The organism is Simiaoa sunii, assembly GCF_014337175.1.
GTDB classification, from domain to species: domain Bacteria; phylum Bacillota; class Clostridia; order Lachnospirales; family Lachnospiraceae; genus Acetatifactor; species Acetatifactor intestinalis.
Map to the genome: position 1 here is coordinate 1,706,097 of NZ_CP060633.1, position 18,748 is coordinate 1,724,844.

The 18,748-nt window shown below is 46.8% G+C and carries 20 protein-coding genes; all 20 read left to right on the plus strand.

From position 1 onward, the window contains the following. Positions 1 to 19 precede the first annotated feature (19 nt). The 20 genes from gltA to H9Q77_RS07930 all read left to right on the plus strand — a co-directional run bounded on the left by gltA (position 20) and on the right by H9Q77_RS07930 (position 18,747). A complete protein-coding gene (gene gltA, locus H9Q77_RS07835) occupies positions 20 to 1,405 on the plus strand; it encodes an NADPH-dependent glutamate synthase (protein ID WP_148446852.1) in 1,386 nt (461 codons plus the stop codon). Between the two features lie 32 nt (positions 1,406 to 1,437). Beyond that, positions 1,438 to 2,343, plus strand: coding sequence for a TFIIB-type zinc ribbon-containing protein (locus tag H9Q77_RS07840; RefSeq protein ID WP_249327078.1), 906 nt, complete (start codon positions 1,438 to 1,440; stop codon positions 2,341 to 2,343). After that, positions 2,343 to 2,822, plus strand: a complete 480-nt coding sequence (gene rlmH, locus H9Q77_RS07845) for a 23S rRNA (pseudouridine(1915)-N(3))-methyltransferase RlmH (RefSeq protein WP_118547121.1) — start codon at positions 2,343 to 2,345, stop codon at positions 2,820 to 2,822. The genes H9Q77_RS07840 and rlmH overlap by 1 nt, the downstream gene beginning before the upstream one ends. A gap of 33 nt (positions 2,823 to 2,855) precedes the next feature. Further along, the gene (locus H9Q77_RS07850) at positions 2,856 to 3,491 is read left to right on the plus strand and encodes an endonuclease III domain-containing protein (RefSeq protein ID WP_022155116.1); all 636 of its coding nucleotides are present in this window, start codon (positions 2,856 to 2,858) and stop codon (positions 3,489 to 3,491) included. A gap of 38 nt (positions 3,492 to 3,529) precedes the next feature. Next, positions 3,530 to 4,834 (plus strand): pyrimidine-nucleoside phosphorylase, encoded by a 1,305-nt coding sequence (locus H9Q77_RS07855; RefSeq protein ID WP_022155115.1) that lies wholly within the window; start codon positions 3,530 to 3,532, stop codon positions 4,832 to 4,834. 33 nt (positions 4,835 to 4,867) lie between these two features. Further along, on the plus strand, positions 4,868 to 5,146 hold the full coding sequence (locus H9Q77_RS07860; RefSeq protein WP_118547089.1) for a YabP/YqfC family sporulation protein: 279 nt from the start codon (positions 4,868 to 4,870) through the stop codon (positions 5,144 to 5,146). A 20-nt stretch (positions 5,147 to 5,166) separates the two neighbouring features. Further along, on the plus strand, positions 5,167 to 6,375 hold the full coding sequence (locus H9Q77_RS07865) for a sporulation protein YqfD (RefSeq protein ID WP_249327079.1): 1,209 nt from the start codon (positions 5,167 to 5,169) through the stop codon (positions 6,373 to 6,375). A 7-nt stretch (positions 6,376 to 6,382) separates the two neighbouring features. Further along, the gene (locus H9Q77_RS07870) at positions 6,383 to 7,351 is read left to right on the plus strand and encodes a PhoH family protein (RefSeq protein ID WP_118551389.1); all 969 of its coding nucleotides are present in this window, start codon (positions 6,383 to 6,385) and stop codon (positions 7,349 to 7,351) included. Next, on the plus strand, positions 7,317 to 8,507 hold the full coding sequence (locus H9Q77_RS07875; RefSeq protein ID WP_118551391.1) for an HD domain-containing protein: 1,191 nt from the start codon (positions 7,317 to 7,319) through the stop codon (positions 8,505 to 8,507). Before H9Q77_RS07870 ends, H9Q77_RS07875 begins: the two co-directional genes overlap by 35 nt. After that, the gene (gene ybeY, locus H9Q77_RS07880) at positions 8,491 to 9,006 is read left to right on the plus strand and encodes an rRNA maturation RNase YbeY (protein WP_022155110.1); all 516 of its coding nucleotides are present in this window, start codon (positions 8,491 to 8,493) and stop codon (positions 9,004 to 9,006) included. The genes H9Q77_RS07875 and ybeY overlap by 17 nt, the downstream gene beginning before the upstream one ends. 278 nt (positions 9,007 to 9,284) lie before the next feature. Then, the gene (locus tag H9Q77_RS07885; protein WP_147365365.1) at positions 9,285 to 10,637 is read left to right on the plus strand and encodes an MATE family efflux transporter; all 1,353 of its coding nucleotides are present in this window, start codon (positions 9,285 to 9,287) and stop codon (positions 10,635 to 10,637) included. A gap of 83 nt (positions 10,638 to 10,720) precedes the next feature. Then, a complete protein-coding gene (locus H9Q77_RS07890) occupies positions 10,721 to 11,356 on the plus strand; it encodes a hypothetical protein (protein ID WP_022155108.1) in 636 nt (211 codons plus the stop codon). Between the two features lie 23 nt (positions 11,357 to 11,379). Further along, the gene (locus H9Q77_RS07895; protein WP_118547094.1) at positions 11,380 to 12,612 is read left to right on the plus strand and encodes a BaiN/RdsA family NAD(P)/FAD-dependent oxidoreductase; all 1,233 of its coding nucleotides are present in this window, start codon (positions 11,380 to 11,382) and stop codon (positions 12,610 to 12,612) included. Between the two features lie 9 nt (positions 12,613 to 12,621). After that, positions 12,622 to 14,259 carry an NAD(P)/FAD-dependent oxidoreductase gene (locus H9Q77_RS07900; protein ID WP_249327080.1) on the plus strand — a complete coding sequence of 546 codons (1,638 nt, stop codon included), beginning with the start codon at positions 12,622 to 12,624 and terminating at the stop codon, positions 14,257 to 14,259. A gap of 70 nt (positions 14,260 to 14,329) precedes the next feature. Further along, positions 14,330 to 15,199 carry a glutamate 5-kinase gene (gene proB, locus H9Q77_RS07905; RefSeq protein WP_249327081.1) on the plus strand — a complete coding sequence of 290 codons (870 nt, stop codon included), beginning with the start codon at positions 14,330 to 14,332 and terminating at the stop codon, positions 15,197 to 15,199. Between the two features lie 23 nt (positions 15,200 to 15,222). Next, the gene (locus H9Q77_RS07910) at positions 15,223 to 15,441 is read left to right on the plus strand and encodes a DUF896 domain-containing protein (protein WP_330490523.1); all 219 of its coding nucleotides are present in this window, start codon (positions 15,223 to 15,225) and stop codon (positions 15,439 to 15,441) included. Further along, positions 15,438 to 16,001 carry a 5-formyltetrahydrofolate cyclo-ligase gene (locus H9Q77_RS07915; RefSeq protein WP_118551397.1) on the plus strand — a complete coding sequence of 188 codons (564 nt, stop codon included), beginning with the start codon at positions 15,438 to 15,440 and terminating at the stop codon, positions 15,999 to 16,001. The genes H9Q77_RS07910 and H9Q77_RS07915 overlap by 4 nt, the downstream gene beginning before the upstream one ends. A 34-nt stretch (positions 16,002 to 16,035) precedes the next feature. Next, complete coding sequence (locus H9Q77_RS07920; RefSeq protein WP_118551399.1) at positions 16,036 to 17,283, plus strand: glutamate-5-semialdehyde dehydrogenase; 1,248 nt, start codon at positions 16,036 to 16,038, stop codon at positions 17,281 to 17,283. Between the two features lie 61 nt (positions 17,284 to 17,344). Beyond that, a complete protein-coding gene (locus tag H9Q77_RS07925) occupies positions 17,345 to 17,896 on the plus strand; it encodes an inorganic diphosphatase (RefSeq protein ID WP_022155101.1) in 552 nt (183 codons plus the stop codon). A 158-nt stretch (positions 17,897 to 18,054) separates the two neighbouring features. Further along, positions 18,055 to 18,747 carry an iron-sulfur cluster assembly scaffold protein gene (locus tag H9Q77_RS07930; RefSeq protein ID WP_022155100.1) on the plus strand — a complete coding sequence of 231 codons (693 nt, stop codon included), beginning with the start codon at positions 18,055 to 18,057 and terminating at the stop codon, positions 18,745 to 18,747. Position 18,748 lies beyond the last annotated feature (1 nt).

Sequence of the window (18,748 nt, forward strand, 5' to 3'; positions counted from 1 at the left end):
AAAGGCATGGTTAAATAAAATGGATGTATTAAAGAGAATTCCTGTCAGAGAACAGGATGCAAAGGAACGTGCTACCAACTTCAAGGAGGTATGTCTCGGATATAATAAAGAGGAAGCAATGGAAGAGGCTTCCCGCTGCATTAACTGTAAAAACGCACAGTGCGTAAAAGGCTGTCCCGTAGCCATCCAGATCCCTCAGTTCATTGAACAGGTGAAGAACGGCAATATCGAAGAGGCTTATCGTATCATCAGCGAATCCAGCGCACTTCCCGCTGTCTGCGGTCGTGTATGCCCGCAGGAGAGCCAGTGTGAAGGAAAATGTATCCGCGGTTTCAAGGGGGATCCCATCTCCATCGGTAAACTGGAGCGTTTCGTTGCAGACTGGGCAAGAGAAAACGGTATCAAACCCACACCGGCAGCACAGAAGAACGGCAAAAAGGTAGCTGTCATCGGTTCCGGCCCCGCGGGTCTGACCTGTGCCGGAGATCTGGCAAAAATGGGTTATGATGTCACCATCTTCGAGGCACTGCATGAGGCAGGCGGTGTACTGGTATACGGTATTCCGGAGTTCCGTCTTCCCAAGAGCGGCGTTGTGGCAAAAGAGATCGAGAATGTTAAATCTCTCGGTGTTCATATTGAAACCAACGTAGTGGTAGGTAAATCCGTGACCATCGATCAGCTGATGGATGAAGAGGGCTTCCATGCCGTATTTATCGGTTCCGGTGCAGGACTTCCGAAGTTCATGGGTATCCCCGGTGAGAATGCCAACGGTGTATTCTCTGCCAATGAGTATCTGACCAGAAGCAATCTGATGAAGGCGTTTGATCCCGATTCCAGAACACCTATCATGCACGGTAAAAAGGTAGCTGTGGTAGGCGGCGGTAACGTGGCTATGGATGCTGCAAGAACCGCACTTCGTCTGGGCGCTGAGGTACATATCGTATACCGCAGAAGTGAAGAGGAGCTTCCTGCCAGAGTGGAAGAAGTACATCATGCAAAAGAGGAAGGCATCATTTTTGATCTGCTGACCAATCCTATAGAAATCCTGTCCGACGATAAGGGATGGGTGACCGGCATGAAGTGCATCCATATGGAACTGGGCGAGCCCGATGAGAGCGGCAGACGTCGTCCCGTGGAAGTACCCGGATCCGAATTCGTGATGGAGTTAGATACCGTGATCATGTCATTAGGTACCTCCCCGAATCCTCTGATCTCTTCTACCACCAAGGGACTGGATACCAATAAGTGGAAGTGCATTATTGCGGATGAAAATAACGGCAAAACCACCAAGGAAGGTGTCTATGCCGGTGGAGATGCGGTAACAGGAGCAGCTACCGTAATTCTGGCAATGGGAGCAGGAAAGGCTGCTGCCAAGGGTATTGATGAATATCTGAGTGCAAAATAAAGTGTTGCGAATATTAAGGATGGTGTTAGCATATGGCATGGTGTCCGAAATGTAAAAATGAATATCGGGAAGGAATCACCGTATGTCCCGATTGCGGAGAAGCACTGGTAAGTGAGGAAGAACTGACGGACTGGGTTTCCGTGCTGTTCGGTGAACAGGACGAGATGGAGAAGTTAAAAGACTTCCTTACATATAATGGAGTGGGAAAAAGTAAACTTGTCTATGATGAGACAGAGCAGGTCTATGAACTGTTTGTAGATGCCAAGGACGAAAAAAAGGCGAAGACCATCGCCAGAGTTTTCTTAGAGCAGCAGGAAAAGGAGCACAAGGAGAATGCCGCTGAGGAAGAAGCAGCGGTAGACGAATTCCTGATGCCGGACGGAGATGACACATCGGAAGAAAAGCCACATTCCGGGGAACTATTGAAAGCCGCATCCACACAGGGAGGACTGACTTATATGAACAGTGGTGCTAAAGCAGAGGAAAACAGATCCTCTGCCTGGGTACTGTTGATTGTGGGTGCTTTAGGAATACTGGTGATGGCTCTTGGAATTACAGGGGTACTACCCTTTAACATTGGGAATCCGTACATGTTCTACGGGGTCATGAGTGCTGTATTTATCCTCTTCATCGTTATGGGCGTGGTGTCCATGCGTAATGCAAAGCTTTTCGAGAAAAAGGCAGAGTCCGAGAACTCTCTGGTAGATACCTTGCTTAAATGGAGCGAGGAAAACCTGACTGCAGAAAAAATCGATGCGCAGATTGAAAATGCTGCAGATACTCCCGAAGAAGCCTTGTATTACAAGAGATTTGAAGTGATCCGCAGCCAGATGAATCATCAGTTTATGAATCTGGACCAGCAGATGCTGGAGAATCTCATCGACACGAAGATCTACGAACAGATCTTCCCGGATACTGACGGAGCAGCGGAAGAATGATCAAAATATCCATCGTATGTGTAGGGAAGATCAAGGAGAAATTTTTCCGTGATGCCATTGATGAATACAGTAAACGGCTGAGTCGTTACTCGAAGTTGAACATTATCGAAGTGGCGGATGAGATGACACCGGATGGAGCAAGCGCCGTTTGGGAAGATCAGATCCGTGAAAAAGAGGGAGTCCGCATTCTTGCAAAGCTACCCCAGGATGCCCTGATCGTGACACTGGAGATCGCCGGCAGAAATTATTCTTCCGAAGAATTTGCTGCGTGGATCGAGGACTGCAGTGTCCGTGGAAAAAGCCACATCTGCTTTGTCATTGGCGGCTCCTTAGGACTGCACAATAGCGTCTGCAAAAGGGCGGACCTGGCACTCAGCTTTTCCAAAATGACATTCCCGCACCAGCTGATGCGTGTGATCCTGTGCGAACAGATCTATCGGGCGTTCCGGATCATTCAGCACGAGCCTTACCATAAGTAAAAGTATTGTGATTTAAATAAAAGTGGCGAAAATATGACAAAAAAACAACGAGCATTAGAAATCATAGAACGTCTGAAAAAAGAATACCCGGATGCCGGATGCACTCTGGATTACGATCAGGCATGGAAGCTGCTTGTCAGCGTCCGCCTGGCGGCCCAGTGTACCGATGCCCGGGTAAATATCGTGGTGGAGAAGCTTTACGAGAAATTCCCGGATGTGGATGCCCTGGCGGATGCACCGGTGGAAGAGATCGAGGCAATCGTAAAACCCTGTGGCTTAGGTCACAGCAAGGCGAGAGATATCAGCGCCTGCATGAAGATCCTTAGGGATAAATATCAGGGGAAAGTGCCGGATGACTTTGACGAACTGTTATCTCTGCCGGGTGTTGGAAGAAAAAGTGCGAATCTGGTCATGGGAGATGTCTTCGGTAAGCCCGCCATCGTGACGGACACTCACTGTATCCGCCTGGTGAACCGCATGGGACTGGTGGACGGTATCAAGGAGCCTGCCAAGGTGGAAAAGGAGCTTTGGAAGATCATTCCGCCGGAGGAAGGCAGCGATTTCTGCCACAGACTGGTATATCACGGAAGAGAGGTATGTACTGCCAGAACCCATCCTTATTGCGAAAAATGCTGTATCAGTGATATCTGTAAAAAAGTCGGTGTATAAGAGCTGGTGGTAATGTTGCCGCAGACAGGAGGAAGCCTATGAGAATGTATGATATTATCATGAAAAAGAGAAACGGCGGAGCGTTATCCAAAGAAGAGATTCGCTTTTTTATTGAAGGCTACACGAAGGGAGAGATACCGGATTATCAGGTGTCTGCTCTGATGATGGCAATTTATTTTCAGAAGATGACAGAGAGGGAGACTTACGAACTGACCATGGCCATGGCACACAGCGGGGAGATGCTGGATCTGTCATCCATCCATGGTCGCAAGGTAGACAAACACAGCACCGGAGGTGTGGGAGATAAGACTTCTCTGGCATTGACACCCATGGTGGCGGCCTGCGGAATTCCCGTAGCCAAAATGAGCGGTCGGGGTCTGGGACACACCGGCGGAACCATTGATAAGCTGGAAAGCTTCCCCGGATTTTCTACTTCACTGACTACGGAACAGTTTATTGAAAATGTGAACAAAATCGGTATTGCCATTATGGGACAGACCGCAGATCTGGCACCGGCGGATAAAAAGCTGTACGCCCTGCGGGATGTGACCGCTACGGTAGACAATATGTCGCTGATCGCCAGCTCCATTATGAGTAAGAAACTGGCTGCCGGTGCAGATGCCATTGTACTGGATGTGAAGACCGGAAGCGGGGCATTTATGAAGAGCAGGGAGGATGCTTTTGCCCTGGCGGAAGAAATGGTTAAGATCGGCAAAAATGCAGGCCGCAGGACCATTGCCGTAATTTCGGATATGGATCAGCCTTTAGGAATGGCAGTGGGAAATGCCCTGGAGGTAAAAGAAGCAATCGCAACATTGCGGGGCGAAGGTCCGAAAGATTTTACCGAGCTTTGCATGGTTCTTGGAAGCCAGATGCTGATGGCCGGCGGAAAGGCACTGAGTGTAGAACAGGCAAGAGAGGCACTTACAAAAGTCATTGAAGATGGCAGTGCCTTACGGAAACTGTCCGAGTTCGTGGAAGCACAGGGTGGTGATCCGACAGCGGTAACAGATCCTTCCTTACTCCCGAAGGCATCCATGGTAGTGCCGGTCTGTGCGGACAGGGATGGTTTTGTGGGACGGATCGCCTGTGAGGATGTCGGAATCTGTTCTCTGTTGTTGGGCGGCGGAAGAGAGACCAAGGAAAGCAAAATTGACTTGTCTGTAGGTATTCTTTTAGAAAAGAAAAAAGGGGATGCTGTAAAAAAAGGCGATGTGCTCGGATATCTGCATGCAAATGACGAACAGCGCCTGGAAGCGGCGAAAGATAAGTTCTTAAATGCCTATGCTATCACTGACAGCCGGCCGGAGACAGAGCCGCTGATCAAAGGGATCCTGCAATAACATATTCTGCGGATTCCGTTCATATAGTTTTATATGAAAAAGAGAACACAGCCGTACCAAAAGGAAAAATGGATCAATTCTTTGCAGCTTCCGAAAGATGTCTGTATGGGAGCACTGAGGGTTACGCTCACCGGCAATTCGGAAGTCTGGATTGAAAATTATCGTGGTATCCTGGAGTACACCGGAGAGCGGATCCTGTTACAAGCCAGGACCTGCCAGGTATGTCTGGAAGGAAGCAGACTTTCCATCGACTATTATACCAATGAAGACATGAAAATCAGTGGTAACATTGTATCGCTGACTTATATATAACAATGGGGGAACGATGGAAGATGACAGAATGGCTGAAACGGCTTCGGGGATATGTGAAAATTCGAGTGTGGGGATTTGCACCACAGCGTTTTATCAATTTATGCAGTAATAAGGGAATATTGTTATGGAATATTGAAAAGCAGGATGATGTATATATCATGTGTGTCAGCCTGGAGTCTTTTTACCGGCTTCGTCCCATTGCCAGAAAAACAAAAGTAAGGGTAGTCATATCAGAAAGATATGGACTACCTTTTTTTCTGCCGCATCTGCAACGGAGAAAAGCATTCCTGGCCGGACTGGTGCTGACGGTCATGTTTTGGATCGTTTCTTCCATGTTTGTATGGGATATCCAAATATCCGGCAATTGTGTCATCACGGATGACATGATATTTCAATTCCTGGAACAGGAAGGAATACAGATGGGAATGCGAAAAAGTAAGCTGGATATCGGAGAACTGGAAAAGCAGATCCGCAGGCAGTTCCCACAGGTCACATGGACTTCCGGAAGGCTGATGGGTACCAGACTACTACTGGAATTAAAGGAAAATGATGCACCGATTCCGGAAGATACGCAGGGTGCGGATGCTATCATTGGCAGGGATCTTGTGGCAGAGTATGACGGTGTCATCACCGATATGATCGTGCGAAGCGGCATTCCCCAAGTGACAATTGGCAGTCAGGTGGCCAAGGGAGATCTGTTGGTGGATGGAAAGGTGCCTATCTATGCCGAAGACGGTACGATACGGGAATATCGTATGGTCACTGCTGACGCGGATATCCGGATGGAGCATTCTGGTCACTTTCGAATTTTTTTACCGGCGGATTATATTTTAAAAAAATATACCGGCAGGGAAAAAACAGGATATTTTATGCGTCTGGGTGACAGAGAATGGAAACAGGATCGAAAGGTTTCGTTTCTGCAATATGACAGTATTCTGAATACCCATAGTATGAAAATATTAAAAATGTTTGGAATCAACGGTACATTTGGCAAAATTACATACAGAGAGTATCAAAAAACAGAGTATCTCCATGATGACAGTGAGGCAAAGGAAATACTGCAGGAAAAAATATCGGATTTTCTTGAAAGTTTAGGTGAAAAAGGGGTACAAATAATCTCGAAAGATGTTAAAATAGAAACAAAGTGCAATGGCTGGGTGGCGCATGGGGAACTCGTGGTGCAGGAAAAAGTCGGAACACAGGTGGATACTACGCAGAAAGAGGATTAAGACATTCATGAGCGTGACAACAATCAATCTGGAAATGGATACAGAGCAGATGCGGAAGATCTTCGGGATGCAGGATGCTTATATAAAAAAGCTGGAGCAGGATTTTCAGGTAACGATCGTAGATCGTAATGGGAGTATTATCATTACCGGAGAAGAGGAAAATGCCGGAAAGGCTTCCCGGGTATTAAGGCAATTGACGGCACTGTCGGATCGCGGAAATGACATAGAAGAGCAGAGCGTGGATTATGCCATTGAGATGGGCAAGGAGGATCAGGAAGACAGACTCATGGAAATGGATGCCGACTGTATCTGTCATACGATCAACGGTAAACCCATCAAACCCAAGACACTGGGACAGAAAGCCTATGTGGATGCGATCCGCAAGAATATGATCGTGTTCGGACTGGGACCTGCAGGTACCGGTAAGACTTATTTGGCCATGGCTATGGCCATCACTGCATTTAAAAATAACGAAGTCAGCCGGATCATACTGACCAGACCGGCGATCGAAGCCGGGGAGAAGCTGGGATTTTTACCGGGTGATCTGCAGAGTAAAGTAGATCCGTACCTGCGGCCTTTGTATGATGCCCTGTATCAGATCATGGGGGCGGAAAGTTTTGCCAAAAATATGGAAAAAGGACTGATTGAAGTGGCACCTCTTGCATATATGAGAGGACGAACCCTGGATAATGCCTATATTATTTTGGATGAAGCGCAAAATACCACTCCGGCTCAGATGAAAATGTTCCTGACACGAATCGGTTTCGGTTCTAAAGTAATCGTAACCGGGGATTCTTCCCAAAAGGACCTTCCGGTGGGAGCAAAATCCGGTCTGGATGTTGCTGCCAGGGTATTGAAAAATATTGATGATATCGCGTTCTGCAACCTGACGAACAAAGATGTGGTAAGACATCCGCTGGTGCAGAAGATTGTAAAGGCGTATGATGATTATGAAGCACGAACGAAACGAAGATAAAAACGACTTCCTGCTTTTTTTACTGCCGGAGATTTTTACCGTGATCGCGGGAAGTACGGCAGTATATGCTATGGGTATTTTCGGCAAACAGCTCTCCGTTGAAAATGCTCTGCGAAACGCAGTAATGACCGCAATGGGCCTGGCTGTAGCCGGTTTTTTTCTCAGAAGAGAACAATTGGATTCTCAACTGGATTATGACAACGATGAACACCTGATGCGTTTTTGGATAGCAGTATGGAGCTGTCTGCTACTTTCACTGGCTTGTACATTTCTTCCGGTAGGAGGCTGGCCCTTTTTACCTGTTTTTGTGGTATTATCTCTGTTCAGCAATCTGCCGGTCGGAATTCTTTTCTCCTCAGTGTTTCTTATGATTGCTTCATTTGAAGGTCAGACTCAGGGAATTTTCTTCCTGTATTTTATCAGCGGTATTTTTGCTGCCTGCCTTTTTCAGCATCTCGAGCAGGAATTTGCAATCGGTATACCTTTGTTCTTGTCTTTGTTCTGCCTGTTTTTATGTGAGACGGCCAATATTGTGTTATTGACCAATGAGCATCTGAGCCTGGAGCAGTTTTTAGTGCCGGCAGCTAATCTGGTCGTCTCCGGTATCTTATTGCTTGGTATCCTGAAGTTTTTTTCCGGTGCAGTGGTATTCCGGGACAGAGTACGCTATCTGGACCTGAACGATACGGAGAATCAGATACTGGCGAAATATCGGCAGACGGATCGCACAGAGTATTTTCAGTGTATTCATACCGCATATTTCTGTGAACGGATCGCCTTAAAACTTGGATTGGACAAAGATGCTTTAAAATGTGCGGGGCTGTACCACAAAAAAGGCTGGGAGCTTATGAATCTTCAGGGCGAAAGCTTTCCGAAGGGCGCGAAGGAGATTTTGGAAGAGTATAAGGAAGATCAAAAATATCGACGGAAGGAAACAGTGGTTCTCTACTGTTCGGATGCCGTTGTCAGCGCCATTTTACTTTTATCGCAAAAGGAGCCGGATAAAAAACCGGACTATGATCAGGTGATCGATAAAATTTTCGAACGGATCCGGGTCAAAGGATTTGTGAATGAATGTGATCTGAGTCTGCGGGACTGGAACAGAATGCAGAAGATATTTAAGGAGGAAAAACTATATTATGACTTTTTACGTTGAAAATGAAACAGAGGAAACATTTGCGGAGGGTGAGGTTTCTTTTTCTGTGGAGGATACCGTGGAGAAGGTTGCAAACGCTGTGCTGGAAATGGAAGGCTGTCCTTATGAGGTCCAGCTGAATGTCCTGCTTACCGACAATGATGGGATCCATGCCTACAATAAGGAATATCGTAATATAGACAGAGAGACGGATGTCCTTTCTTTCCCCAATCTGGACTTTGCTGCCCCCGGTGATTTTGATATTCCGGAGGACAGAGAGGCTGATTATTTTGATCCGGATACCGGAGAACTGATTCTCGGAGATATTATTATTTCCGTGGACCGAGTCAGGGAACAGGCGGAAAGTTACGGTCACAGCAGAAAAAGGGAATTCGCATTCCTCGTGGCTCACAGCATGCTGCATCTGTGCGGATATGACCACATGGAGCCGGAAGAAGCAGAGGTAATGGAGGCAAAGCAGGAGCAAGTCCTCGCATCCCTTGGAATTACAAGAGATTAAAAAGGGCGTGGATACACGTATAGGTAACCGAAATGAATCAGGTAGAGATAAAAAGAAAACAGATACAGTTTTTTTCTTATTGTCTGGCAGGGATAAATGTCTGGGTGTTCGGAAAACAGCTTGGAAATAATGGCCTGGCTTATTTGGCGGCCGCTTTTTTGGTTTTTTTGTTTTTTTGGATACTTACCGGTAAAAATGTCCCGGATCGTCTTGGCCGGCTTCTTAGGAGCAGAAATGCCAAAGGACAATATAAAAACGTATCCAAAATGCGAAGGAATATGATGATTTTCCAGATTGCTGCCGGGCTGGTCGGTGCGGTGCTCTGTGCGGCACTTGGATATTTTGTGCTGGAAAAAGCGTTTCGGATTCCCTACGGAAGTATGATCCTGTGGATTCTGTGTCCTGCGCTGATACTTAGATGTATGCAGTCGGTACTCCTGGGAATTTTTCAGAGTGAAGGATCGGAAATGCCTTCTGCGGTATCCGCTATCCTGCGACAGGTATTTTATTTTGGACTGGGCCTTTTGTTTTTGGGTATTTTTCGAACCTATGGGGAAAAAGTCAGTCTTCTCCTGAAAAAGGATGACTTTACTGCTATGTACGGTGCCATGGGTGTCGCATTGGGAATTGTGATCTCCGAGGTATTGGTTCTGATTTTTGTATTTGTGATTTATCAGGGAAGCGCATCCGGAAGAAGAGAGTCGGAAATAGGCATGAAGGGGACCGATACTTTTTTCAGTCAGGTCCGGGTTCTGCTTTTCAGTATGGGCGGTGATATCATCGGCGATTTACTTTTGTATCTGCCGTTATGGACAGGGCTCGTTTTATTTGAGAAAAATGCGTCGGATATTTATGCAGCTGCAGACAGCTATGGCGTGTTTATCGGAAGATATCTGGATACAATGCTTCTGGTTGTGGTTCTTTTATGCATGGGAATCCTACCGGGAGTAGCCAAAGCCGGCGCACATATCCGGAAAAAAGAAGAACGCTATGTCCAAAATGCAATACAGTCGGGAATCCAGGGTGTATTTCTACATGGAATGTTTTTCACCGTATGGCTTGCCGTTCTGGCGGTACCCCTGGCGCAGACAATCGATAACTCTGTCGGAATCCTGCTGGGAGAAATGTTCACCACAGGATCCTCCGTGGTCCTGTGGGCGCTCTTGCTCTTTTATTGCTCACAAATTTTAAAATTATCGGGAAAAAACCATTTGCTCCTGTTGGGATACGGTGTGATGGATCTCGTATTTGTCATAACGTCGACTATTCTTTTCAGAATGGAAAATGCCGGGATTCTGAGCATCGTCCTCGGGAGTGTCATCGGAATGGCTGCCGGCGCTGTGTGTCTGTGTGTTATATTATGTCTGCAGAGGAAGACCCGGCCCGACGCACTCAGAGGACTGGCAATTCCGGCCGGCTGCTGTTGTGCCTGCGGTCTGCTGGCATTCGGTCTGGAAAAACTGTTGTTCCCCCATGTGGGAGCAGTGGTAACGGTGATTTCGGAACTGATCATTACGCTGTTGTTGTATTGGTTCCTTCTATTATTGTTACGCTGTCTGCGGGGACAGGATTTTCAATATATTCCCGGCGGCAGGCTGATGCGTATGCTGGGGAAAATGTTCCGGCTGTAAAATTTGCGTCAGATGTATATTATTCCAAAAATAACTGATACTGATACAAAGAATGAACATTGACACCACAGATGTGAGGCAGTATGAAACTTGTAAAACGTATCAGTTACTTTTTTGTAATTCCCATTTTCTTTTTGAGTCTTGGTATTTTTATCGGGGTGTGGGGAATCCGTTTTTTCTATCCGGGATCGTATCCCGGACGGTATTCCGAAGTCCCTGCGGATAGAGCAGACACTTCGGAGGTACCGGAAAATGTTGCGGTTACCGTGTCAGAAGAAACCTTATGTGCGGATACGGAATATGTATTGAAAGAGACGGACATTCTCAGAAATACCTCCGTAGAGACTTCCTGGCAGATTCCACATAAATATATTGGCATGACCAGGGAGAGGTTTCTGGAAACGATGAATCTGTATGCGGAACATCCTCCGCTGTCAGAGCTCGAAAGAGGTTTTGTGGGTTTAGAGGTATTATCCTTTTCCAGGGAAAAAGTTGTGGTTCGTATGGATTATCGCTATCTGCAGCCAAGCGATGGCTTTTATCTGGCAGTATGTGACAACGAAGTTGTGGTATACCTGGAGGATCGGTCTACCATATATATCAATACAGGGATTGCCCTGGACAGTCTTCCAGAGAAAATACAGATGCAGATTATGGACATGCTGTCCATTCCTGATGAGGAAACACTGTATGATTTTCTGGAGACATATTCTTCCTGAAGAAAGAAACAGGTGAAACAGAAATGAAAAAACACATTGGAATCATCGGCGGCGGTGCAGCAGGTATGATGGCTGCGGTCACAGCTGCCCGAAAAGGTACCAAAGTTACGATTTTGGAACGAAATGATCGAATCGGGAAAAAAATATTACAGACAGGAAACGGAAAATGCAATCTGGGCAACAAAAATCTCACGGTGGAATGTTACCATGGAGGAGATGCTGCATGGATAAAGCAGGCGCTGGAACGCTTCGGTACGGAGGACACCGTTTGCTTTTTTCAAAAAATAGGGCTTCTGATCAAGGAAAAAAACGGATATCTGTATCCGGTCAGTGAACAGGCAGCGTCGGTACTGGATGTGCTTCGCTACGAACTGCAGACGCTTGGAGTTGAAATCATCTATGGATGTAAAGTGCAGAAAGTGGAACGAACACGATCCGGGAAACTTGTGGTAAACGATGGTGACAGAGAATGGCAATTCGATGCGGTGATCCTGACCTGCGGCGGAAAGGCTGCCCCCGGTACCGGCTCTGACGGAAGCGGATGGAAAATTGCCAAAAAAGCTGGTCATACCTGTATTGCTCCCGTACCTGCGCTGGTGCAGCTCCGGTGTCTGGAGACAGATCTTCTGAAGGGAATAGCCGGTGTTCGTGCTGACAGCAGAGTGCGTATTTTGTGTGACGGACGTGAAACAGATGTTGAGCGCGGAGAATTGCAGCTGACGGAATACGGCATCTCCGGAATTCCCATATTTCAGTTGAGCCGTGATGTGAATTATTTACTCAGGGACCGGAAAACTGTAATGGCCGAGATTGATTTTCTGCCGGATATGACGGAAGAATCCTATGAAAATATGAAGAAAACCCGCCGGATGCTGCAGGAAAAGCGGACGGCAGAAGAGTTTTTTACGGGAATCCTGAATAAAAAGCTGATGTCTGTATTTTTGAAAATTGCAGGCATAAAACCGACAACTCCGGCAGTGGAAATTCCGGAAGATAAAATAAACACTTTTTATGAACTGTGCAGATGTTTCCGGTTACATATTACGGAGAGCAATCCCTATGAGAATGCTCAGGTATCGGCCGGAGGAATTGCAGTAACGGAAGTGACGGAAGACATGGAATCAAAACTCTGCCCCGGGCTGTATTTCGCAGGAGAGATTCTGGATGTGGACGGAAGATGCGGCGGCTATAATCTGCAATGGGCCTGGAGCAGCGGGTTTATTGCGGGGTGTTCTGCTGCAATCAAGACAGAATAAGGAGTTATTATGATCAGATTAAACCAGTTGAAACTTCCGGTAAATCATACGGAGGAACAACTTGTACATAAGACGGCACAAAGCCTGCGGATCCCTACAGAAGATATTCTGGAACTGGAGGTCGTAAGACAGTCTCTGGATGCAAGGAAGAAGCCGGAACTTTTTTACAGTTACAGTATCGATGTCAGCGTGAAAAAAGAAGAGAAAGTATACAAGGATGCCTGTCGCAGACTCGGTAAGGCAAATGTTCTGCAAACGGAGAAAAGGAAATATCATTTCCCTGCAGGCGGCACACAGACGCAAAAGCATCCAACGGTGATCGTCGGATGCGGACCGGCTGGATTATTCTGCGGATATTATCTCGCACTACACGGATATCGTCCCGTGATTTTAGAGCGGGGCGCGGATGTGGACACGAGACAGGCGGATGTGGAGCGGTTCTGGAAGACAGGGAAACTGCAACCCGATTCCAACGTTCAGTTCGGAGAAGGGGGTGCCGGAACTTTTTCGGACGGTAAATTAAATACATTGGTTAAGGATAAATACGGTAGAAACACAGAAGTTCTCAGGACTTTTGTAAGGCACGGTGCGGATCCTGCTATTTTATATCAGGCAAAGCCCCATATCGGGACCGATGTACTGAGCCGGATCGTGAAAAGTATGCGGGAAGAGATCCTGCGTCTGGGAGGCGAAGTTCATTTTCACAGTCAGGTGACGGAAATATTGACTGAGGGTGATCATGTTACGGGAGTGAAAATAAACGCTGCCGAAGAACTCCCGTGTGAGCAGCTGGTTCTGGCTCCCGGACACAGCGCCAGAGATACTTTTTCCATGCTTTATGAAAATCAGTTCCCAATGTCGGCAAAACCTTTTGCCGTAGGATTTCGTGTGGAACATCCGCAGGCTTTGATCAACCGGAGTCAATACGGTGCGGAGCAGGTTAAGGGACTGGGTGCAGCTGCCTATAAGGTGACGGCGAAGACCGGTACCGGCAGAGGGGTATATTCTTTCTGCATGTGCCCCGGAGGATATGTGGTCAATGCGTCTTCAGAACCCGGAAGACTGGCTGTCAACGGCATGAGTTACAGTGGACGTGACGGTCAAAATGCCAACAGCGCCATTATTGTATCGGTGACGCCGGAGGATTATGGATCGGAGCATCCGTTAGCCGGAATCGAATTTCAACGGGTACTCGAGAAAAAGGCATATGATCTCTGTAATGGAAAACTTCCGGTACAGCACTATGGAGATTTCCGCAAAAAAGTGACGGGAGAAGATCTACCGGAAAAAGAAATAGATTCCGACGAATGGGACAGAATGGAACCACAGTGCAAAGGAGCTTATGAATGGGCTGATCTGACGGGGATCCTTCCGGAGGAATGCAATCATGCTTTTGTGGAAGGAATGGACAGTTTTGGCAGACAGATCCGGGAATTTGATTCTCCGCATGCGATTCTGACCGGAGTAGAAAGCCGCACCTCGTCACCGGTGAGAATTGATCGGGATGAAAAATTGCAATCCGCGATCCGCGGATGCTATCCCTGCGGAGAAGGGGCAGGGTATGCCGGCGGAATTACTTCGGCGGCGATGGACGGTATCCGTGTGGCGGAGATGATTGCATCACAGTTTGCTCCATCACAGCGTTGACGTACAGAGCAAAATAGTATATCATTCAGATATTCGAAAGTTTTTATTTTATAGTCAGAGAGGCAGTCACGTGAATAACATAAGGGAACAGATAAAAGATAAGAAGAAAATCGTCGTTAAGATCGGTTCCTCTTCTTTACAACATAACGAAACAGGAGATCTGGATTATATCCGGCTGGAAAAGCTGGTGAGAGAACTCTGTGATATCAGCAATCAGGGAAAGAAAGTTGTACTGGTGACTTCCGGTGCCATTGCCGTGGGCAAAAAAGCAGTGAATCTGAAGACAATTGAGGGACAGACCCAGGCAGAGGCCATGGCTGTAAAACAGGCATGCTCGGCAATCGGTCAGGCCCGTCTGATGATGGCGTATCAGAAACTGTTTTCGGAATACAATCATGTAGCGGCACAGATTTTGATGACTAAAAATACCATTGTGGATAATCTGAATCGTTATAATGCTCATAACACCTTTACACAACTATTAAAAATGGGGGTGATCCCCATTGTGAATGAAAATGATACCGTAGCTACCTACGAGATCGAAATTGGTGATAACGATACGCTGTCCGCAATCGTGGCAGCCCTGATCGATGCAGACCTGTTGATCCTGCTGTCGGATATCGACGGACTCTATACCGATGATCCCAGACAGAATCCGGATGCAGAATTTATCGAACAAGTGGATGAACTTACGGATGAATTCATGAATATGGGCAAGGCTTCCACCGGCAGTAATGTAGGTACCGGCGGCATGAATACCAAGATGATCGCAGCTAAAATTGCCACCAGTTCCGACGTGGATATGCTCATTGCCAACAGCAGAGACATCGGCGTGCTGCATCGGTTGTTAGAAGGAGAGAATGAAGGTACTCTGTTCGTAGCACACAGGGATGAAAGCTTTGATCTGCCGGAATTTGTACAGAATCTGCATAAAAATTGATCCGGCAAAAAGGAGAATACATTATGAATATGGATGAAAGAATAAAGCGCATCAATGAGCTTTATCATAAATCTCAGAATGAGGGACTGACCGACGAAGAAAAACTGGAACAGACCATTTTACGTCAGGAATATGTGGACAGTATCAAACGTAATATGAAAGCTCAGCTGGATAATATAGAGATTGAGAGACCGGACGGCACCATTGAGAAATTAAAGCCGGTTTATAAAAAGAAAAAATGATCAAAGAACAGAAAAAACAGATTCGAAGAAAAGCGCTTGCCTGCAGAAATGCGCTTACCGAACCGGAGAGGGAACGGGGAAAACTGCTGATCACGGAGCGGATTCTGGGACACCAGTGGTATTATCTGTCGGATACGATTTTAGGTTTTGTAAGCTACGGCAGTGAGATCTGTACGACGGAGATTCTCGAAAGTGCTCTGCAAGACGGAAAAAATGTCTACGTTCCCAAAGTGGAAGATGGAAAAATGGAGTTTTATCGGATGTTCTCTCTGTCAGAGTTGAAAAACGGTTACAAGAAAATCCCGGAACCGGCAGGGGATACGGACCGGTATGTGTTTGAACCGGAGCATGCAGACAAAACCTTACTTCTGATGCCGGGAAGCGCCTTTGACCCGCTGGGAAACCGTATGGGATACGGCGGTGGATTTTACGACAGATATCTTGCGGACAAAGAAAGCTTAAGACTGCGGAGCATCGGTATCGGTTTCCGCTGCCAGCAGGTAGAACAGGTACCTGTGGAAGTGACAGATGTGAAGCCGTATCAGGTGATTCTGGTTTAAATTATAAATATCGGATAGAAAGTAGGGGATAGCTATGGCAGAGTTAACGGAATTGGGAAAAAATGCATGTGCTGCGAAATATATATTGCAGAAACTGACTACTGAAGAAAAAAATAAGGCACTGGACACTGCGGCAAACTATCTGTGTGACAGGCAGGCGGAGATTCTTGCTGCCAATGAGTCTGATCTGGAGAACGGCCGAAGAAACGGAATGAATCCCGGACTTTTGGATCGTTTAAAACTGACATCCGATCGAATTGCCCAGATTGCGGAGGGACTTCGCCAGATTTCCGAGCTTCCCGACTGTATCGGAGAGGTTATGGAACATTTCGAGCGTCCCAACGGATTAAAGATCGATAAGGTGCGGGTTCCGTTAGGTGTCATCGGCATTATCTATGAAGCGCGTCCCAATGTTACTGCGGATGCCTTCGGATTGTGCTTTAAAACCGGTAATGCTGTGATCTTAAAGGGCGGCAGTGATGCCATTCATTCCAATATTGCAATTGTAAGGGTATTGCAGGATGCCCTGGATGTCTGCAAAATGCCCCGGACAGCGGTACAACTGATTGAGGATACCGATCGGGCGGTTACCGCACAGTTCATGAAGATGAAAGAATATGTGGATGTACTGATTCCCAGAGGTGGTGCGGGACTGATCCGCAGCGTGGTGGAGAACAGTACGATCCCCGTGATCGAAACCGGCACCGGTAATTGTCATGTTTACGTAGATCGGGACGCAGATGTGGATATGGCAGTAAAAATTCTGATGAATGCTAAGACCCAGAGGATCGGCGTCTGCAATGCCTGTGAGTCGCTGGTGGTACATCGGGCGATCCGTGACAGGTTCCTTCCCAAAATGGCGGAGACCCTGAAAACCAAAAATGTGGAACTGCGAGGGGACGAAAGTACCCGTGAAATCCTGCCGGACTGTATTCCGGCAACGGAAGAAGATTACGCTACCGAGTATCTGGACTATATTTTATCTATTAAAACGGTTGACAGTGTGGACGAGGCGATCGCTCATATTAACCGATATAATACGAAGCATTCCGAATGTATCGTGACGGAAAATGTGCAGACGGCGGAAAAGTTCTTAAACGAAGTGGATGCTGCCTGTGTCTATGTCAATGCATCCACACGCTTTACGGATGGATTTGAATTTGGATTTGGTGCCGAGATCGGCATCAGCACACAGAAGCTGCACGCAAGAGGCCCCATGGGTCTGAAGGAGCTGACCTCCTATAAATACAAGATCCACGGAAACGGTCAGATCCGCGGATAATGACCTGTGTATTCTCTGGATCTTTTGTCCGGAAATAACTATAGAGTAGAGGAGAGAGATTATGAAAGAAGTAAACGGAAGTATTTGGCACACCATGAGCACTCAGAGAGTGACTCCCACAGATTTTGTCTGTGTTATTGAGATTTCCAAGGGTAGCAAGAACAAGTATGAACTGGACAAGGAGACTGGTCTTCTGATCCTGGATCGTATCCTGCATACATCCACCCATTATCCCGCAAACTATGGTTTCATTCCCAGAACCTACGGTGATGACGGTGACCCTCTGGATGTATTGTTACTGTGTTCCGAGCCGGTACAGCCTATGACTCTGGTAAGAGCGTATCCGATCGGTGTGATCTCCATGCTGGATAACGGCAAAAACGATGAGAAGATCATTGCAGTACCTTTCAATGATCCTAATTATAACTGCTATCATGATATTTCCGAGCTGCCCAGTCATGTGGTGGACGAGATGGAGCATTTCTTCACAGTATATAAAGCACTGGAGAACAAGACCACCGCAGTCAATGAAAAGGGTAACAGAGAAGAAGCCATCGAAGTCATTAAGAAATGTCTCGATAACTACATTGATACCTTTATCAAGAGCTGGTAAATGCTGCAACGTAAGAATATGGTGTTTTTCATAGGAACTAATGAAAAAAATGTCAAAACCCACTAGATTTTTTTGGGGAAATATGAGAGAATGAACACGACCATTATGATATTATTTTATCAATAGTATTATAAGTACATATTGAAAGGAGATTTCACATGATTTATTCAAAAGAAGTTGAAGAAATGTGTCCCGTTGCACAGGGCGTACATCATGGTTGTGCTCCCATTCCCGAAGAGGCAAAATGGGTGCAGGCAAAAGAAGTTAAGGATATTTCCGGTCTGACTCACGGTGTGGGCTGGTGTGCACCTCAGCAGGGTGCATGTAAGCTTACCCTGAACGTTAAGGAAGGCATCATCCAGGAGGCTCTGGTTGAGACCGTTGGATGTTCCGGTATGACCCACTCCGCAGCTATGGCTGCTGAGATTCTGCCCGGTCTGACCGTTATGGAAGCTTTAAATACTGACCTTGTATGTGATGCAATCAATACCGCTATGAGAGAGCTGTTCTTACAGATCGTATACGGACGTACCCAGAGTGCATTCTCTGAGGAAGGTCTGCCTGTCGGTGCAGGTCTGGAAGACCTCGGTAAGGGCTTAAGAAGCCAGGTTGGTACTATGTACGGTACTCTGAAGAAGGGTCCCCGTTATCTGGAGATGGCAGAAGGTTATGTAACCGGTATCGCTCTGGACAAGGATGATCAGATCATCGGTTACCAGTTCGTTAACCTTGGTAAGATGACTGACTTCATCAAGAAGGGTGACGATGCTAACACTGCATGGGAAAAGGCTAAGGGCCAGTACGGTCGTGTAGATGATGCAGTTAAGATCATCGATCCCAGAAAACAATAAG

Excerpts from the sequence above, each read along its gene's own strand:
- gltA (WP_148446852.1), top strand. The coding sequence starts at position 20 with ATGGATGTATTAAAGAGAATTCCTGTCAGAGAACAGGATGCAAAGGAA.
- H9Q77_RS07840 (WP_249327078.1), top strand. The coding sequence starts at position 1,438 with ATGGCATGGTGTCCGAAATGTAAAAATGAATATCGGGAAGGAATCACC.
- H9Q77_RS07850 (WP_022155116.1), top strand. The coding sequence starts at position 2,856 with ATGACAAAAAAACAACGAGCATTAGAAATCATAGAACGTCTGAAAAAA.
- H9Q77_RS07855 (WP_022155115.1), top strand. The coding sequence starts at position 3,530 with ATGAGAATGTATGATATTATCATGAAAAAGAGAAACGGCGGAGCGTTA.
- H9Q77_RS07860 (WP_118547089.1), top strand. The coding sequence starts at position 4,868 with ATGAAAAAGAGAACACAGCCGTACCAAAAGGAAAAATGGATCAATTCT.
- H9Q77_RS07865 (WP_249327079.1), top strand. The coding sequence starts at position 5,167 with ATGACAGAATGGCTGAAACGGCTTCGGGGATATGTGAAAATTCGAGTG.
- H9Q77_RS07870 (WP_118551389.1), top strand. The coding sequence starts at position 6,383 with ATGAGCGTGACAACAATCAATCTGGAAATGGATACAGAGCAGATGCGG.
- H9Q77_RS07875 (WP_118551391.1), top strand. The coding sequence starts at position 7,317 with ATGATGATTATGAAGCACGAACGAAACGAAGATAAAAACGACTTCCTG.
- ybeY (WP_022155110.1), top strand. The coding sequence starts at position 8,491 with ATGACTTTTTACGTTGAAAATGAAACAGAGGAAACATTTGCGGAGGGT.
- H9Q77_RS07885 (WP_147365365.1), top strand. The coding sequence starts at position 9,285 with ATGATGATTTTCCAGATTGCTGCCGGGCTGGTCGGTGCGGTGCTCTGT.
- H9Q77_RS07890 (WP_022155108.1), top strand. The coding sequence starts at position 10,721 with ATGAAACTTGTAAAACGTATCAGTTACTTTTTTGTAATTCCCATTTTC.
- H9Q77_RS07895 (WP_118547094.1), top strand. The coding sequence starts at position 11,380 with ATGAAAAAACACATTGGAATCATCGGCGGCGGTGCAGCAGGTATGATG.
- H9Q77_RS07900 (WP_249327080.1), top strand. The coding sequence starts at position 12,622 with ATGATCAGATTAAACCAGTTGAAACTTCCGGTAAATCATACGGAGGAA.
- H9Q77_RS07910 (WP_330490523.1), top strand. The coding sequence starts at position 15,223 with ATGAATATGGATGAAAGAATAAAGCGCATCAATGAGCTTTATCATAAA.
- H9Q77_RS07915 (WP_118551397.1), top strand. The coding sequence starts at position 15,438 with ATGATCAAAGAACAGAAAAAACAGATTCGAAGAAAAGCGCTTGCCTGC.
- H9Q77_RS07920 (WP_118551399.1), top strand. The coding sequence starts at position 16,036 with ATGGCAGAGTTAACGGAATTGGGAAAAAATGCATGTGCTGCGAAATAT.
- H9Q77_RS07925 (WP_022155101.1), top strand. The coding sequence starts at position 17,345 with ATGAAAGAAGTAAACGGAAGTATTTGGCACACCATGAGCACTCAGAGA.
- H9Q77_RS07930 (WP_022155100.1), top strand. The coding sequence starts at position 18,055 with ATGATTTATTCAAAAGAAGTTGAAGAAATGTGTCCCGTTGCACAGGGC.